This window comes from Paracoccus sp. SCN 68-21, assembly GCF_001724535.1.
GTDB classification, from domain to species: domain Bacteria; phylum Pseudomonadota; class Alphaproteobacteria; order Rhodobacterales; family Rhodobacteraceae; genus Paracoccus; species Paracoccus hibiscisoli.
The window spans coordinates 1-17,269 of record NZ_MEES01000030.1 but is presented as its reverse complement, the minus strand read 5'-3'; the positions used below and the strand labels follow the sequence as shown (position 1 = coordinate 17,269).

Annotated in this window: 13 protein-coding genes and 1 pseudogene; 5 read left to right on the top strand and 9 right to left on the bottom strand. The window is 67.4% G+C overall.

The genetic code is table 11. The annotated features are described in order from the left end of the window. Window positions 1–34: 34 nt before the first annotated feature. The 6 genes from ABS73_RS10430 to proS form a co-directional block, all read right to left on the bottom strand. Window positions 35–1,369 (bottom strand): branched-chain amino acid ABC transporter permease, encoded by a 1,335-nt coding sequence (locus ABS73_RS10430; RefSeq protein ID WP_277024798.1) that lies wholly within the window; start codon window positions 1,367–1,369, stop codon window positions 35–37. 10 nt (window positions 1,370–1,379) lie between these two features. Beyond that, on the bottom strand, window positions 1,380–2,387 hold the full coding sequence (locus ABS73_RS10425) for a branched-chain amino acid ABC transporter permease (protein WP_277024800.1): 1,008 nt from the start codon (window positions 2,385–2,387) through the stop codon (window positions 1,380–1,382). A 4-nt stretch (window positions 2,388–2,391) separates the two neighbouring features. Beyond that, window positions 2,392–3,219: an ABC transporter ATP-binding protein gene (locus ABS73_RS10420; protein WP_277024802.1), complete on the bottom strand. Its 828-nt coding sequence runs from the start codon at window positions 3,217–3,219 to the stop codon at window positions 2,392–2,394. Next, complete coding sequence (locus ABS73_RS10415; protein ID WP_277024805.1) at window positions 3,216–3,998, bottom strand: ABC transporter ATP-binding protein; 783 nt, start codon at window positions 3,996–3,998, stop codon at window positions 3,216–3,218. The genes ABS73_RS10420 and ABS73_RS10415 overlap by 4 nt, the downstream gene beginning before the upstream one ends. A 114-nt stretch (window positions 3,999–4,112) precedes the next feature. After that, window positions 4,113–5,297: an ABC transporter substrate-binding protein gene (locus ABS73_RS10410; protein WP_136855115.1), complete on the bottom strand. Its 1,185-nt coding sequence runs from the start codon at window positions 5,295–5,297 to the stop codon at window positions 4,113–4,115. 162 nt (window positions 5,298–5,459) lie between these two features. Then, window positions 5,460–6,821 carry a proline--tRNA ligase gene (gene proS, locus ABS73_RS10405; RefSeq protein WP_277024806.1) on the bottom strand — a complete coding sequence of 454 codons (1,362 nt, stop codon included), beginning with the start codon at window positions 6,819–6,821 and terminating at the stop codon, window positions 5,460–5,462. Between the two features lie 127 nt (window positions 6,822–6,948). Between proS and ABS73_RS10400 the strand changes: the two genes are divergently transcribed. Genes ABS73_RS10400 through ABS73_RS10385 form a run of 4 tightly spaced genes read left to right on the top strand, consistent with a single transcriptional unit; the run spans window position 6,949 to window position 12,639 of the window. After that, window positions 6,949–8,160: an AI-2E family transporter gene (locus tag ABS73_RS10400; RefSeq protein WP_277024808.1), complete on the top strand. Its 1,212-nt coding sequence runs from the start codon at window positions 6,949–6,951 to the stop codon at window positions 8,158–8,160. Window positions 8,161–8,164: 4 nt separating this feature from the next. Then, the gene (locus ABS73_RS10395; protein ID WP_338118621.1) at window positions 8,165–8,869 is read left to right on the top strand and encodes a P-loop NTPase family protein; all 705 of its coding nucleotides are present in this window, start codon (window positions 8,165–8,167) and stop codon (window positions 8,867–8,869) included. Window positions 8,870–8,897: 28 nt separating this feature from the next. Then, a complete protein-coding gene (locus ABS73_RS10390) occupies window positions 8,898–11,063 on the top strand; it encodes an RNA degradosome polyphosphate kinase (protein ID WP_277024844.1) in 2,166 nt (721 codons plus the stop codon). 55 nt (window positions 11,064–11,118) lie between these two features. Then, window positions 11,119–12,639, top strand: a complete 1,521-nt coding sequence (locus ABS73_RS10385) for a Ppx/GppA family phosphatase (RefSeq protein ID WP_277024811.1) — start codon at window positions 11,119–11,121, stop codon at window positions 12,637–12,639. Between the two features lie 95 nt (window positions 12,640–12,734). On the opposite strand, the gene groL is transcribed toward ABS73_RS10385, so the two are convergent. Further along, complete coding sequence (groL, locus tag ABS73_RS10380) at window positions 12,735–14,378, bottom strand: chaperonin GroEL (protein ID WP_286693449.1); 1,644 nt, start codon at window positions 14,376–14,378, stop codon at window positions 12,735–12,737. Window positions 14,379–14,440: 62 nt separating this feature from the next. After that, on the bottom strand, window positions 14,441–14,728 hold the full coding sequence (locus ABS73_RS10375) for a co-chaperone GroES (RefSeq protein WP_136855121.1): 288 nt from the start codon (window positions 14,726–14,728) through the stop codon (window positions 14,441–14,443). 183 nt (window positions 14,729–14,911) lie between these two features. On the opposite strand from ABS73_RS10375, the gene ABS73_RS10370 reads away from it, so the two are divergent. Next, window positions 14,912–15,916, top strand: coding sequence for a TraB/GumN family protein (locus ABS73_RS10370; RefSeq protein WP_277024816.1), 1,005 nt, complete (start codon window positions 14,912–14,914; stop codon window positions 15,914–15,916). 9 nt (window positions 15,917–15,925) lie between these two features. Here the strand turns inward: ABS73_RS10370 and ABS73_RS10365 are convergent. Then, window positions 15,926–17,269: pseudogene (locus tag ABS73_RS10365) on the bottom strand (hypothetical protein); the annotation flags it as partial.

Sequence of the window (17,269 nt, the reverse complement as noted above, 5' to 3'; positions counted from 1 at the left end):
GAAAAGGGGCGCGGTGTGATCCGCGCCCCGTTCCTCATTTCTCGGGCAGCAGCCCGCGTGGCGCAAAGCGCAGCACCAACAGCAGCACCGCCCCCATCGCGATGAAGCGCATGTGCGGCGCGCTGTCCAGCAGATGGGCCTTGACCGGGCCATCGGCCATCGGGCCGGTCAGCATGGCGATCAGGGCAGGGCCCCAGACCTCGGCCTTGATCCACAGGAACCAGATCGTCACGGCGCCCAGCACCGCGCCCCAGTTGTTGCCGGACCCGCCGACGATCACCATCACCCAGATCAGGAAGGTATAGCGCAGCGGGTTATAGCTGGTCGGCGCCAGCAGGCCGTCCAGCGTGACCATCATCGCGCCCGCGACACCGATCACCGCCGACCCCAGGATGAACACCTGCAGGTGGCGGCGGGTGACGTCCTTGCCCATCGCCTCGGCCGCGGTCTCGTTGTCGCGGATGGCGCGCATCATGCGGCCCCAGGGCGATTTCAGCGCCAGCTCCGCCAGCAGGATGATCACCAGAAGCGCCACCAGGAACAGCGACATGTAGGACAGCTTGACCCAGATGCCCGACGCCTCGGCCGCCGGAAAGCCCCAGCTGGCCGCGAATTCGACGAATTCGGGGTTGCGCTGCAGCTCGACCTCCTGCGCGACGGGGCGCGGGATGGCGGTGATGTTCTTGACGCCGCGGGCCAGCCAGTCCTCGTTCTTCATGACGGCGACGATGATCTCGCCGATGCCCAGGGTAGCGATGGCCAGATAGTCGGACCGCAGCCCCAAGGCGACCTTGCCGATGGCCCAGGCCGCGGCGGCGGCAAAGACGCCGCCCACCACCCAGGACAGCAGCACCGGCAGGCCCAGGCCGCCGATATTGCCGTGGCGGGCGGGGTTGTTCGCCTCGATCGCGGTGACGGCGGGGTCGAACAGCCAGCGATAGACGATGAAGCCGCCGATCAGCACGGCCACGGTCAGGATGCCGCTGCGGGTGCGGGTCCAGGCCAGCTTGGCCATGGCCAGCGTCCCCAGCCCCACGGCCAGCGCCAGCATCAGGCGGGTGCCGCCCGCCTCCCACGCGCCCTCGACCGGAGGGAGCGAGATCAGAACGGGCGCCAGCGCGCCCATCGCCAGAAAGCCCACGACGCCCACGTTGAACAGGCCCGCATAGCCCCATTGCATGTTCACGCCCAGGGCCGTGATGGCCGAGATCAGCCCCATGTTCAGGATCGCCAGCGAGGTGTTCCAGCTGCCCGAGAACATGCTGTTGCGCACGGTCCCCTCCAGCACGAACAGGGTGGCCAGCACCCCGAACAGGATCGGCGCGCGCCAGCGGCTGTGGGTCGAGGCGGATTGACGGTTGGTTGCCATGATCTTCCCCTTACACCGATTTGCCGCGGAACAGGCCCGTGGGCCGGAACAGCAGGACGACGATCAGAATGACGAAACTGACGGCGAATTTGTACTCGGTGCCCAGCAGCTGCATCAGGCCCGACGGCTCATAGCCGGGGAACAGATAGCCCACGACGCGCACCCAAGGATAGGTCACCGCGACCTCGGAGAAGGCCACCAGGAACCCGCCCGCGATGGCGCCAAGCGGGTTGCCCAGCCCCCCCACGATGGCTGCGGCAAAGATCGGCAGCAGGATCTGGAAATAGTTGAACGCCTTGAACGACTTGTCCAATCCGTACAGCGTGCCCGCGATGGTCGCCAGGCCCGCCGCGATGATCCAGGTCAGGCGCACCACGCGTTCGGGGTCGATGCCCGACAGCAGTGCCAGATCCTCGTTGTCGGAATAGGCGCGCATGGCCTTGCCGGATTTCGTGCGGTTCAGGAACCAGAACAGCGCGACCATCACGATCAGCGCCACCACCACGGTCAGCGCCTGGGTCGATCGCAGGGCAAGCCCCTCGGGCAGGCCGGTCATCTCACGAAACGTGCGCACGTCCATGATAAAGCGCGCGCCGTCGTCAAAGCGGTATTCATCCACCCCGATCAGGATGCGCGTCAGCCCGTTCATCACGAACATCACGCCGACCGAGGCCATGACCAGGATGATCGGCGCGGCCTTCTGCTTGCGATAGAATCTATACACCGCCCGGTCGGTGCCCAGCACCAGAAGCGCGGTCAGCGCGATGCCGAAGGGCAGGGCGATCAGCGCCGTGGGCAGCGGGCCCGCGCTGACTCCTAGGGACTGCAGCCCCCAAGTTAGCAGGATCACGATGCCCGTGCCGAAGGCCATCGTGTCGCCATGAGCAAAGTTCGAGAACCGCAGGATGCCATAGATCAGCGTCACACCAAGCGCCCCAAGGGCCAGCTGTGCGCCATAGGCGGCGGCGGGGATAAAGACAAAGTTCAGAAAGACCACAAGGGCGTTCGCGAAATCCACAGGCTCAGCCCCCCAGGAAGGTGCGGCGCACCTCGTCGTTTTTCATCAGCTCGTCCCCGGTGCCGGTATGGGCATTCGCGCCTTGCACCAGCACATAGGCCTTGTCGGCGATCATCATCGCCTGGCGTGCGTTCTGTTCGACCATCAGGACGGGCAGCCCGCCGCGCGCGATGGCGATGATGCGGTCGAACAGCTCGTCCATGACGATGGGGCTGACGCCCGCGGTGGGTTCGTCCAGCATCAGCACCTGCGGCTGCGTCATCAGCGCGCGGCCCACGGCCACCTGCTGGCGCTGGCCGCCCGACAATTCACCCGCCGCCTGTTTGCGCTTGGCTGCGACTGCGGGGAACAGATCATAGACCTGCGCCATCGTCGCCTTGATGTCGTCGCGGCGGATATAGGCGCCCATCTCGAGGTTTTCCTCGACCGTCATGGACGGGAAGATGTTGTTGACCTGCGGCACAAAGCCCATGCCCGCGCGGACCCGGTCCTGCGGGTTCAGCGCGGTGATGTCCTTACCGTTCAGCCGGACGCTGCCTTGCCGCAGGTTCAGCATGCCGAAGATCGCCTTCATCGCGGTGGATTTGCCGGCGCCGTTGGGGCCGACGATCACCGCGATCTGGCCCTGTTCCACGGCGATCGTGCAGTCATGCAGGATATCGGCGCCCTTGCCGTATCCGCCGGTCATGTTCTCTCCGATCAGGAACGGATCGCCCGCCTGTCCCGGACCCACGGGCCCCGACCGCCGCGTGCCGTCGATCTGGCCCATCCCCTTGAGGTTGACCACCGAGGCGTCGCGGTTGCCGCGATTGCCAAAGCCTGCGTCGCTCATGCGCCCACCATGTCCTTGTTCTTCAGGCCGGTGCCCAGATAGGCCTCGATCACGGCCTCGTTCTTCATGATGTCGCGGGCGCTGCCCTTGGCCAGAACCTTGCCCTCGGCCATGACAATGACCGGGTCGCACAGCTTGCCGATGAAATCCATGTCATGCTCGATCACGCAGAAGGTATAGCCGCGTTCCTTGTTCAGGCGGATGATCGCGTCGGCGATGGTCATCAGCAGGGTGCGGTTCACGCCCGCGCCGACCTCGTCCAGGAACACGATCTTGGCGTCCACCATCATCGTGCGGCCCAGTTCCAGCAGCTTTTTCTGGCCACCCGACAGGTTGCCGGCCTTTTCGTGGCTCAGGTGGCGGATGGTCAGGAAATCCAGGACCTCGTCGGCGCGGCGGCGCAGTTCGGCCTCCTCGCGCTCGATCCGGCCGCGCTGGAACCAGGTCTTCCAAATGGTCTCTCCGGATTGTGCGCCGGGGACCATCATCAGGTTCTCGCGCACCGTCATCGAACTGAACTCATGCGCCAGCTGGAAGGTGCGCAGCAGGCCCTTGTGGAACAGCGCGTGTGGCGGCAGGCCGGTGATGTCCTCTCCGTCCATGAAGACGCGCCCCGACGTGGGGGGCAGCACGCCGGCGATCACGTTGAACAGCGTCGACTTGCCCGCACCGTTGGGGCCGATCAACCCGGTGATCGATCCGGTCTCGATGGTCAGGCTGGCGCCATCGACGGCGCGAAAGCCGCCGAAATGTCTGTGAAGGTCCTCGACCCTGATCATTCTTCTACATCCCCGTCTTCACATTCTGGGTGAAGATGTGCCGTCAAGCGGCTATTATCGTTAATAAACGGCCCGACACCCCAAGGTGCCGGGCCATCGTGTCAGGGTCGGGGGTCAGCGATAGCCGACCACCTCCAGCACGCCGTTGGTGAACTGGATCTCGCGGAAGGTGCCGGCGGATTCGCCCGGACCCACCAGCTCGACCGCGGTGCCGCCGACATAGTCCACGTCGCCGCCGCCGTTGATGATCTCCAGCGCCTGCGCCAGCTGGCCGGGCAGGATCTCTTCGCCGGGGCCGTTGGCCACGTCCATGATGTGGTCCTTGTAGACCGCCGGGTCCGAGGACCCCGCCTTGGCCATCGCCAGCAGCATCAGCGCCGCCGCGTCATAGGCCTCGGCCGAGAAGGCGCCCGAACCGTCAAAACCCGCCTCGGTCGCCATGCTCAGATAGGTCTCGCGGCCCTCGCCCTCGGCGGCGGGGTTCTGGCCAAAGCTGCCCTCGATCTCGGAGCCGAAATTGTCCTCCAGCGCCTGACCGACCATGCCGTCGGGGAACACGAAGGTCTCGAACGCGCCGGTGTCCAGGGCCGCGCGCACGACGCCCGAACCGCCCTGGTCGACATAGCCGACCACGACCAGCGCATCGCCACCGGCAGCGGCCAGGGCCGCGACCTCGGCCGAATAGTCGGCCTTGCCGTCGTCATGGGCGCTGTTGGTGGTGACCGTGCCGCCCGCCGCGGTGAAGGCCGCCGCAAAGCTGTCGGCCAGGCCCTTGCCATAATCGTTGTTGGTATAGGTCACGGCGACGCTGCCGATGCCGCGATCCTGCACGATGGCGGCCATGACCTCGCCTTGGCGGGCATCCGACGGTGCGGTGCGGAAGAACAGGCCGTCATCCTCGATGTCGGTCAGCGCCGGAGACGTCGCCGAGGGCGAGATCATGACGATCCCGTTCGCCTTGGCCACGTTCTCCAGCGAGGCGATCGTCTCGCCCGAGCACATGCCGCCGATGATGCCCTTGACCCCTTCCGAGGCGATCAGACGCTCGACCGTCGCGGTGGCCGCGGCGGCGTCGATGCAGGTGCTGTCGCCGGTGACCGACACGACCGTCGATCCGTCCAGCAGCAGGCCGGAATCGCTGACTTCCTTCATGGCCATCTCGGCGCCCTGCTGCATCGCGGGGGCCATCGATTCCAGCGGACCGGTAAAGCCGAGCGAGACGCCCAGCTTGATTTCTTCGGCGCCCGCGGCACCGGCCAGCAACGCCCCGGCGGCGGTCGCAAGAAGAAGCTTTTTCATTGGTTGTCTCCCAGTTGGAACATTGTCCTGCGCGTCACGCTATAATCGGCCCTCTGAAAAAGAAAGCGCGTTGTCGCGTGGATTTGCATGGTTTTTGGACAGCTTGACGGCTGACGCTAGGTCAGCGGCGCGGGCAACCGGGAGGGGCCGCCCGCGGCTGCGTCACTTGTCCTGGACGGACAGGCCCAGCACGGGCTGATAGATCTGCGCCAGGCGCGCGATGGCCTCCTGGGGCGACAGTTCCTCGGATGCGCCGGTGCGGCGGTTGGTCAGTTCGATCTTGTTGGCGGCCAGGCCGCGCGGGCCGACGGTGATCCGCCAGGGCAGGCCGATCAGGTCCATCGAGGCGAATTTCGCGCCCGCCCGCTCATCCCGGTCGTCATAGAGGGGGTCCAGACCGCGAGCCTGCAGCTCGGCATAGATCGCCTCGCAGGCGGCGTCGGTCGAGTTGTCGCCCTGTTTCAGGTTGACGATGCCGACATGGAAGGGGGTCACGCCCTCGGGCCAGATGATGCCCTTGTCGTCGTGATTGGCCTCGATGATCGCGCCCAGCAGGCGCGACACACCGATGCCGTGGCTGCCCATGTGGACGGGCACGCGCACGCCGTCCGGGCCCACGACCGTGGCGCCCATCGGTTCGGAATACTTGGTCCCGAAGTAAAAGATCTGGCCGACCTCGATGCCGCGCGCGGTGCGGCGGCGCTCCTCGGGGACCTCGGCATAGACGGCCTCGTCATGGGTCTCGTCGGTGCGGGCATAGCGGCTGGTGAACTCCTCCAGCACGGCCTGGCATTCCGCCACATCGTCATAATCGATGGCGCGGTCGCCGAAGGTCAGGTCGGTGATCTGGCTGTCATAGAACACCTCGGATTCGCCGGTCTCGGCCAGGACCAGGAATTCATGGGTGTAATCCCCGCCGATCGGCCCGCCATCGGCGCGCATCGGGATGGCCTGCAGGCCCATCCGCTCATAGCTGCGCAGATAGCTGACCAGATGGCGGTTATAGGCGTGCAGCGCGGCCTCCTTGGTCAGATCGAAGTTATAGCCGTCCTTCATCAGGAACTCGCGGCCCCGCATCACGCCAAAGCGGGGGCGGATCTCGTCGCGGAATTTCCACTGGATGTGATACAGCGTCAGGGGCAGGTCCTTGTAGCTGTTCACGTGGCTGCGGAAGATGTCGGTGATCATCTCCTCGTTGGTGGGACCGTACAGCAGGTCGCGCTTGTGGCGGTCCTTGATGCGCAGCATCTCTTCGCCGTAATCGTCATAGCGGCCGCTTTCGCGCCACAGGTCGGCGGGCTGCAGGGTGGGCATCAGCATCGGGATGTGGCCCGCGCGTTGCTGCTCCTCATGGACGATCTGCTCGATGCGCTTCAGCACCTTGAAGCCCATCGGCAGCCAGGAATAGATGCCCGCCGTCTGCTGCTTGATCATGCCCGCGCGCAGCATCAGCCGGTGACTGACGATCTGCGCCTCCTTGGGGTCTTCCTTGAGCACGAGCAGGAAATAACGCGACAGACGCATGGCCGAAGTCCTTCAAAGCGGTTCGGGGCAGCGTTACCGGATCGGTCCCGCCTTGCCAAGCATCGCGCTTGCAACCACAGACGCGGGGCGGCACATTCGCCGCAGGTTTCTGGACAAGGGTCAAGCCATGCGCATCCCCGTACGCAAGCAGATCATGTGGTGGGGCATCGCCGCCCTGACGCTGCTGCTGACATTGTGGCTGTTGGGCCAGGCGGTGCTGCCGTTCATCCTGGGGGCGGGCATCGCCTATCTGCTGGACCCGGTCGCCGACCGGCTGGAACGTGCGGGCCTGTCGCGCACCATGGCGGTCGTGGTGATCACGGTGGCGGTGGTGCTGGCCTTCGTCACGGTGGTGCTGCTGATCGTGCCGGTCCTGCTGCGCCAGGCGACCGCCCTGATCGAGACCACGCCCGCAATGATCGAGCAGGGGCGCGCCTTTCTGGACGCCCGCTTTCCCGACCTGATCCCGCAGGGCGCGGGGCTGCAGCAGACCTTGGCCGACCTGCAGGCGACGATGGGCGAACAGGCCGGGCGGCTGGCCTCGACGGTGCTGGGTTCGGTGACGGGGGTGCTGGGGACGGTCGCGCTGCTGGTCATCGTGCCGGTGGTGGCCTTCTATTTGCTGCTGGACTGGGATCACCTGGTCGCGGCGGTGGACGGGCTGCTGCCGCGCGAACATGCCGCCACCATCCGCCAGCTGGCCCGAGAGATCGACGACGCCCTGTCGGGATTTCTGCGCGGGCAGGCCGTGGTCATCGCCATCCTGGGGACGTGGTACGCGCTGGGGCTGATGTTCGTGGGGCTGCCCTTCGGCTTTTTCATCGGGATCATGGCGGCGGTGCTGTCCTTCATCCCCTATGTGGGCGTGCTGATCGGGGGGGCGACGGCCATCGGGGTCGCGCTGTTCAGCTTTTGGGGCGATCCGCTGTGGATCGGCGCGGTCGTCGCGATCTTTGCCATCGGCCAGATCGTCGAGGGCAACTATCTGCAACCCAAGATCGTGGGCGGCCATGTCGGCCTGCATCCCGTCTGGCTGCTGCTGGCGCTGTCGGTGTTCGGCGCGCTGTTCGGGTTCGTCGGGCTGGTCATGGCGGTACCGATGGCCGCGGCCCTTGGCGTGCTGGCGCGGTTCCTGATCGCGCGCTATCGCGAAAGCTCGCTGTTCACCGGGCAGGGCCTGCCCGATGAGCCCGCCCAGCCCATCCTGGTCGAGATGGTCCCGGCAGGCACCGTGGCGGAACGGCTGCGCCATGCGCGCATGGCCGCCGACCGCGCGCTCAGCCGCCAGCAGGTGGAGGCGATGCAGGATGATCTGGCCCGCCGCGACGCCAAGGGCTGACGGGTTGAGCCTGTTTCCCGCCTCGCGCCAGCTGACGCTGGACCTGACCACGCCGCCCGCCCATGCGCGGGCCGATTTCCTGCCCGCGCCCGCCAATCACGCAGCCCTCAAGGCGCTGGACCGGCCGCAGGACTGGCCCGCAGGCCGCATGCTGCTGATCGGCCCCGAGGGGTCGGGCAAGACGCATCTGGCGGCCTTCTGGGCGGCCGAGAACGGCGCGCGGCGCATCAGCGCCTCGGCGCTGCGGCCCGATGCGGCCGATCTGCTGGCCTCCGAGGGCGGCGCGGTGGTGGTCGAGGATGCCGACCATGCTGGCTTTGCCGCAGGTGCCGAACAGGCGCTGTTCCACCTGTGGAACCTGTGCGCGCCGCGCGACTGCCTGCTGCTGCTGACCGCGCGCACGCCGCCGCGCGACTGGGGGCTGGTGCTGCCCGATCTGCGCTCGCGCATGGACGCGATGCCCCAGGTCCGCCTGGGCCCCCCGGACGAGGCACTGCTGGCCGCGGTGCTGGTCAAGCTGTTCGCGGACCGCCAGCTGGTGGTGCCGGCAGGGCTGATCGACTGGCTGGCTCTGCATATGGACCGCGACCTGGGCCTGGCGCGCCGCCTGGTCGCCGCGATGGACGCCGCCGCCATGGCCCAGAAGGGTCCGGTCACCCGTCGCATCGCCGCCGAGCTGCTGGACAAGCTGTCCGAGGCTGACGCATGATCGGCACCACGCCAGCCGCCGGATGACCATGACCCAAGCCGATTTCCTCCGCACGCCCTTTCCCGAACCCAAGGATCTGCCCGGAGGCACCCCCGAAGGCGCCGCGCGCTTTTTCAACCGCGAGCTGTCCTGGCTGTCCTTCAACTGGCGCGTGCTGGACGAGGCGCGCAACCCCCGCGTGCCCCTGCTGGAGCGGCTGCGCTTTGTGTCGATCAGCGCGACCAACCTGGACGAATTCTACACCGTGCGCGTCGCGGGCCTGCGCGAACTGCTGCGCGAGGGCAGCACCACGCCGTCCGACGACGGGCTGACCCCCGCCGAGCAGCTGGCCCTGATCAACGCCGATGCCCGCCGCCTGATGGGCGCACAGCAGGGCGTCTGGAACGGGTTGCGCAAGGAGATGGAGCAGGCGGGCATCTGCATCCTGTCCCGCCAGCGCCTGACCCGCGCCGAGGAAGAGTTCCTGAACGACCATTTCCAGAATCTGGTCTTTCCGGTCCTGTCGCCGCTGGCCATCGACCCGGCGCACCCGTTCCCCTTCATCCCCAATACCGGCTTTTCGCTGGCGCTGGAGCTGGCGCGCGAGACGGACGGCCGCCAGATGCAGGCCCTGCTGCCCATCCCGGCGCAGCTGCCGCGCTTCGTGCCCCTGCCGGGGGGGCAGCGGTTCCTGCGGCTGGAGGATCTGCTGCTGATGCATCTGTCCAGCCTGTTCCCGGGCTATCGTGACGTCGGCCATTGCAGCTTTCGCGTGCTGCGCGACAGCGATCTGGAGGTCGAGGAGGAAGCCGAGGATCTGGTCCGCGAGTTCGAGACCGCGCTGAAACGCCGTCGCCGCGGCAGCGTCATCCGGTTGAAGATCACCGCCGGTGCCCCCGACCGCCTGCGCCGCCTGATCATGGAGGAGCTGGAGGTCAGCCCTGACGAGGTCATCGAGGTCGAGGGCCTGCTGGGCATGGCCGACCTGCGCGAGCTGGTGCTGGACAGCCGCCGCGACCTGATGTGGCCCGCCTTCACCCCCCGCGTCCCCGAGCGCATCCAGGACCATGACGGCGACATGTTCGCGGCGATCCGCCAGAAGGACATGCTGCTGCACCACCCGTACGAGACCTTCGACATGGTGGTCCGCTATCTGGCGCAGGCCGCGCGCGACCCCGATGTGCTGGCGATCAAGCAGACCCTCTACCGCACCAGCCGCGACAGCCCCATCGTCGACGCCCTGTGCGAGGCGGCCGAGGCGGGCAAGTCGGTCACCGCGCTGGTCGAGCTGAAGGCCCGCTTTGACGAGGCCGCCAACATCCGCCAGTCGCGGCGGTTGGAGCGGTCGGGCGCGCATGTCGTCTATGGCTTCGTGAACTACAAGACGCATGCCAAGATCAGCACCATCGTGCGCCGCGAGGGCGAGGGGCTGGTGACCTATACCCATTACGGCACCGGCAACTATCACCCGATCACGGCGCGCATCTATACCGACCTGTCGCTGTTCACCTGCAACCCCGCGCTGGGGCGGGACGCGACCAAGGTGTTTAACTATCTGTCGGGCTATGTGCAGCCCGCGGGGCTGGAGAATCTGTCGATCTCTCCGATCGACCTCAAGGCGCGGCTGATCGACCTGATCGGCCGCGAGGCCGAATATGCCCGCCAAGGGCGCCCCGCCGCCATCTGGGCCAAGATGAATTCGCTGATCGAAAAGGACGTGATCGAGGCACTGTATGCCGCCAGCGCCGCGGGTGTCAGGATCAGCCTGATCGTGCGCGGTATCTGCGGAATTCGCCCTGGAATCAGGGGTTTATCCGAGAATATTCGCGTCAAGTCTATTGTCGGCCGCTATCTGGAACACAGCCGCATCGTCTGTTTCGGGTCGGGCCACGGGCTGCCGTCGCCCAAGGCGCGGGTGTTCATCAGCTCGGCCGACTGGATGGACCGCAACCTGAACCGCCGGGTCGAGACCCTGGTCGAATGCGTCAATGACACCGTCAAGGCGCAGATCGTCAACCAGGTCATGGCCGCCAACATGGCGGACGAGGCGCAAAGCTGGCTGTTGCAGCCGGATGGCCGTTTCCTGCGTTACCTTCCCGAAGGGCGCGACGATCTGTTCAACTGTCACCGCTTCTTCATGGAAAACCCGTCCCTGTCGGGGCGGGGTACGGCGGGGGCGCGTGACGTTCCGGCCCTGACCCATTCGGCGGATTGACGGTCCGGACCTGCCGGGCCAAGACAGGACCAGCGACAAGCCAAGGGGCGCAAGGATGAATGGCGTGCGAACCACCAGTGGCCAGAAGGTCGACCCGTTCGGCCGGAAATTCCGGAAACTGCCCAAGCGGGCGCTGAAGCGGCTGGGTGTCGTAGATGTCGGCTCGAACTCGATCCGGTTGGTCGTGTTCGACGGAGCGGCCCGGTCGCCCGCGTATTTCTACAATGAGAAGGTCATGGCGGGCCTGGGTCAGGACATGGCCCGCACCGGTCGGCTGAACCCCGACGGGGTCAAGCGGGGCTTTTCGGCGCTGGCGCGCTTTGCCGCCCTTGCGCGCAGCATGGATATCGAGCCGCTGACCTGCGTGGCCACCGCCGCCGTGCGCGAGGCCGAGGATGGCCCCGCCTTTCAGCGCCGCGTCGAAAAGGAGACCGGCCTGACGCTCCACGTCATCGACGGCGAGGAAGAGGCCCGCCTGTCCGCGCAGGGCGTCCTGCTGGGCTGGCCCGATGCGCGGGGGCTGGTCTGCGACATCGGTGGCAACTCTCTGGAGTTGGCAGAGGTCGCGGATGGCAAGGTCGGTCGGCGCGTGACCTCGCAGCTGGGGCCGTTCCGCCTGCAGCAGGTCGCGCCAGAGCTGCTCCGCGACCACATCGCGGGCATCCTGGCGGGGCTGGCAGCCCAGATGGGCACCGATCACGACCGCATCTATCTGGTCGGCGGATCGTGGCGGGCCATCGCGCGGCTGGACATGGATCGCGTGGGCTATCCCATGACCGTGCTGCACGAATACCGCATGACGCCGCAGGCGGTGGCCGACACCGTCGCCTGGATCGGACGGCACGAGCTGGGCGCGCTGCGCGCCAAGGTGGGCATCTCGGCCTCGCGGATCGAGCTGGTGCCGCTGGCCTCACAGGTGCTGTCGCAGTTGATCGAGGTGTTCGGTCCGCGCGAGCTGGCCATCTCCAGCTATGGCATCCGCGAGGGGCTGCTCTATGAGCATATGTCCGACACGCTGCGCAAGCGCGATCCGCTGATCGAGGCGGCGCGCTTTACCGAAAAGCAGATGGCCCGCATGCCGGGGTTCGGCAAGAAGCTGTATCAGTTCCTGCTGCCGCTGTTCCCCGGCCTGACCCCGGAACGCGACCGCCTGATGCTGGCGGCCTGCCTGCTGCACGACACCGCCTGGCGGGCGCATCCCGATTACCGGGCCGAGGCGTGTTTCGACAATGTCACCCGCGCCAATATGGCGGCGCTGAGCCACCCCGAACGGGTGTTTCTGGGCCTTGCGCTGCTGCACCGCTACAAGAACAACCGCGCGCAGTCGCAGATGGCGCCGCTGTTCGCGCTGCTGGACGACGACCAGATCCGCGACGCGGAGGTGCTCGGGAAGGCCATGCGCTTTGGCGCGATGTTTGCGACGGACGATCCGTCCGAGGCCGCCAGCCTGCGCATGACCGAAGGCCGGGTGGAGCTGCGCCTGGCTGCCACCGGCCGCCACCTGATGGGAGAGGTCGCGCAGGCCCGGTTCCTGTCGCTGTGCAAGTCGATGGGGGTCGAAGGGGTCACCCGCTGATCCCGCCCCCCGCTGATCCTGCGACTGACCCGGACATGAAAAAGGGCGCCCGATCGGGCGCCCTTTTCCGTCTCTGCCGTGGGGCAGGGGGATGATTACATCATCCCGCCCATGCCGCCCATGTCGGGCATGCCGCCGCCGCCACCCTGGCCCTTGGGCTCGGGCTTTTCGGCGATCATGGCTTCGGTCGTGATCAGCAGACCGGCCACCGACGAGGCATCCTCCAGCGCGGTGCGGACGACCTTTGCGGGGTCGATCACGCCGAACTTGAACATGTCGCCATATTCTTCGGTCTGGGCGTTGAAGCCGAACGCCTTGTCGTTCGATTCCCGCACCTTGCCAGCCACGACGGCGCCGTCGACGCCTGCGTTTTCGGCGATCTGGCGCATCGGAGCCTCCAGCGCGCGGCGGACGATGGCGATACCGGCGTCCTGGTCGCTGTTCGCGCCCGTCAGACCTTCCAGCACCTTGCCGCCCTGAACCAGAGCCACGCCGCCGCCGACGACAACGCCTTCCTGGACAGCTGCACGGGTCGCGTTCAGCGCGTCATCGACGCGGTCCTTGCGCTCTTTGACTTCGATTTCGGACATGCCGCCGACGCGGATCACGGCAACACCGCCGGCCAGCTTGGCCACACGCTCCTGCAGCTTCTCCTTGTCATAGTCCGAGGTTGTTTCCTCGATCTGCTGACGGATCTGGGCGACGCGGGCCTCGATCTCGGACTTCTCACCGGCGCCGTCGACGATGGTGGTGTTGTCCTTGTTGATCGTGATCTTTTTCGCACGGCCCAGCATGTCGATGCCGACATTCTCCAGCTTCATGCCCAGATCTTCGCTGATGACCTGACCGCCGGTCAGGATCGCCAGATCCTGCAGCATCGCCTTGCGACGATCACCGAAGCCCGGTGCCTTGACGGCCGCGATCTTCAGGCCGCCGCGCAGCTTGTTGACGACCAGCGTGGCCAGGGCCTCGCCTTCGACGTCCTCAGCCACGATGACCAGGGGCTTGCCCGACTGGATGACGGCTTCCAGCAGCGGCACCATCGGCTGCAGCGACGACAGCTTCTTCTCGTGCAGCAGGATATAGGCGTCTTCCATATCCGCGATCATCTTGTCGGGATTGGTGACGAAGTAGGGTGACAGGTAGCCGCGGTCGAACTGCATGCCTTCGACGACTTCGACCTCGGTCTCCATCCCCTTGTTCTCTTCGACGGTGATGACACCCTCGTTGCCGACCTTCTGCATCGCGTCGGCGATGAAGCGGCCGATATTGGCTTCGCCATTGGCCGAGATCGTGCCGACCTGTGCGACTTCGTCGCTGTCGGTGACGGGACGCGACGCGGCCTTGATGGCCTCGACGACTTTCAGCGTGGCCAGATCGATGCCGCGCTTGAGGTCCATCGGGTTCATGCCGGCCGCAACGGCCTTCATGCCCTCTTTGACGATGGCTTGGGCCAGAACGGTGGCGGTGGTGGTGCCGTCGCCGGCCTCATCATTGGTGCGCGAAGCGACTTCGCGGACCATCTGGGCGCCCATGTTCTCAAACTTGTCGGACAGCTCGATCTCTTTGGCGACCGACACGCCGTCCTTGGTGATGCGGGGCGCGCCGAACGACTTGTCGATGACCACATTGCGGCCCTTGGGACCAAGCGTGACCTTGACGGCATCGGCCAGGATGTTGACGCCGCGCAGCATGCGGTCGCGCGCATCGGTGCCGAACTTGACTTCTTTAGCAGCCATGAGAAAATTCTCCTGTAGTCTGGTTGGAAGGATGGGACGATCCGGGGATCACTGGCCGTGGCTCAGTGGATCACGCCCAGGATGTCGCTTTCCTTCATGATCAGCAGCTCTTCGCCATCGATCGTGACTTCGGTGCCCGACCATTTGCCGAACAGGACCTTGTCGCCTGCCTTGACGCTCGGTGCGATCAGCTCGCCCGAATCCTTGCGCGCGCCTTCGCCGGTCGAGATGATCTCGCCCTCGGCGGGCTTTTCCTTGGCGTTGTCCGGAATGATCAGACCGCCCTTGGTCTTTTCTTCCGACTGGACGCGACGGACCAGCACGCGGTCATGCAGCGGGGTGAATGCCATTGTCGAACACTCCTTGATTCAGGTTGCAGTGTTTCTCTGTTGGCACTCACCGGGTGCGAGTGCCAATGACGCTCATCTACGCCCCGCGCGCGGCCTTGTCAACGGGGTCGGGCGGTCTGACGGGTGGTTCCCGCCGCCCGGATGTGACAGCCTGCGGCCCAACCTGCCGCTGAAAGGATCTCGATGCGCCTGATGATCGCTGCCGCTTTGTTCACCCTGTCCGGTCATGCCGCGCTGGCCGCCTGCACCGGCCAGAACCTGTTCCAGACGATGCCCTCCGAACGCGCCGCCGCCATCGAAGAGGCCAGCCGCGACGTGCCCTTCCGCCAGGGCCTGCTGTTCGAGGCTGTCCGCGACGACCAGCGGATCACCCTGGTCGGCACCTACCATTTCGGCGATTCGCGCCATCAGCCCATGGTGGACCGCCTGCGCCCGGTCATCGCCGATGCCCACGCCCTCTATGTCGAGGCGGGCCCCGAGGAGGAGGCGCGCTTGGCCGAGGCGCTGGCCAGCGATCCGACGCTGATGGTCGATCCCGACGGCCCGACCCTGCCGGAACGGCTGTCGCCCGATGAATGGGCGGCGCTGTCGCAGGCGATGACCGAACGCGGCACGCCCGGCGTGGTCACCGCCCGCCTGCGGCCCTGGTATGTGGCGCTGATGCTGGGCATTTCACCCTGCATGGTGCGGACCATGGCCGAGACCGGCGATGCGGGGGGCTTGGATCACCTGCTGGTTGCCGAGGCGAAGGCGGCGGATGTCCCGGTCCAATCACTGGAGGCCTGGGACACGATCTTTGGCCTTTTCGCCGGGCTGACTCCGGAGCAGGAGCTGGACATGATCCGCGCGGGCCTGCCTGCCGCCAGCTATGCCGACGATTACGCGGTCACCCTGACCGATGCCTATTTCGACGGCGATGTCTGGAAGATCTGGGAGTTCGGGCGCTTTGACGCCTATGCCAATTCCGGCCTGTCGCGCGAGGCGGTCGACCGGCAGATGGATTTCGCCCAGACCCGGCTGATGGACGATCGTAACCGCGCTTGGATCGCGCCCCTGCTGCAGGCGGCAGAGCAGGCGGGCGACCGGGGCGTGGTCGCGGCCTTTGGCGCCCTGCACCTGCCCGGAGAGGCGGGCGTGCTGTCCCTGTTGCAGGACGAAGGTTTCACGATCACCCGCCTGGACGGGTGATCGCATGGGTCACTGGCCGTTCAGCACGCCCAAGGCGTGGGCGCGGCCCTGTTTCTGATAGGTGATGCGGCTGTCGCCGATGGCGGTGATGGTGCCGCCATTGATCCGGTCCCCGATCCGCAGCGTCAGCACGCGCCCGTTCGACAGGCGGACCAGCGCGCGGCTGGCCTGACCGGCGCCGACCGTGCCGATGATCTGGGTGCTGTTCAGCTGGATGCCGTCCTTGACCGTGGCACTGGCACCGGCATTGCCGATCGCGTTCTGGGGGACGGCGGCGACGACATCGGGTTCGCTGTCGACCTCGGGGGGGCGGTACTGCTGGTTGCGCGAGGCGGCGGCGCGGGCCTCGGCCTCGGCCTGGGCGCGGGCGCGGGCCTCGGCCTGGGCGCGGGCCTGGGCATCGGCGCGGGCGTCAGCTGCAGCCTGGTTGCGGGCGCGGGCCTCGGCCTGGGCCTGCAGCTCGGCGTCCATGCGGCGCTGTTCGGCCATGGCGGCCTCGGCGGATTGCGCCTCGGCTGCGGCGCGCAGATCGGGTAAGGACGGCGCAAGGGCCGCTGCGGCGGGGGCCGCGGCGACCATCGCGTTTGTCGGGGCGGCAACGGCGCCCGCGGCGGCTGCGACGGCGGCCGCTCCCCCGGCCCGACGCGGCGGGATCGGGGACGAGGTCAGCGCCGTCAGCGCGACCGCACCCGGCGTCGCGGTGCTGCTGCCGATGGCCGAGGCGATGGCCTGCTCCACATCCGCACCGGACGGCGCGGCGGCGACGGTGCGGTTGCCCGGGCGGCTGGCGGGCCGGGCTGACCGCGAGATGGTGGTGCCGCTGGCCGCCGGGGCGCTGGCTGCTGGCGCATCGGTGCGGGGCGCGATCACGGCGGCGGCGGTGCTGGCGCGCGCCGAGGGGCGGGGCGCGCTGACGGCCTCTGCGACCGCGTCCTGGACGGCCTGCTGAGACGGTGCGCGGACCGAGACGGGCTTGCGGGTCGGGCGGGCATCGGCCAGCTGAAAGACCAGACCGCGTTCGGCCTCGGACAGAGGCGCCGCGCCGGCCTGCGCGGTGCGCAGGTCGCGCAGCTGCGCCTGGATCAGCGCACGCTCAGCCGCGGTCAGGACGCGGGGCAGCGCGTCCTCGACCCGGCTGCCCTCCTCCAGCAGCGACAGCCGGTCAGGCCGCGACGGCGGGCGCGCACCAGGGGTCTGAGCTGGCGTGGTTTGGGCCGGGGCGGCCTGGGCCGGTGCGCTTTGCGCGGCGGTGGCCTCGGGCTGGGTGGGGCGGGGGGCCGGGGCGGCCGGCGCCGAAGGCGGACGCGCGGCAACCGGTGCCGGGGTCGCAGGGGCCGCTGCCGCAGGGGCCCG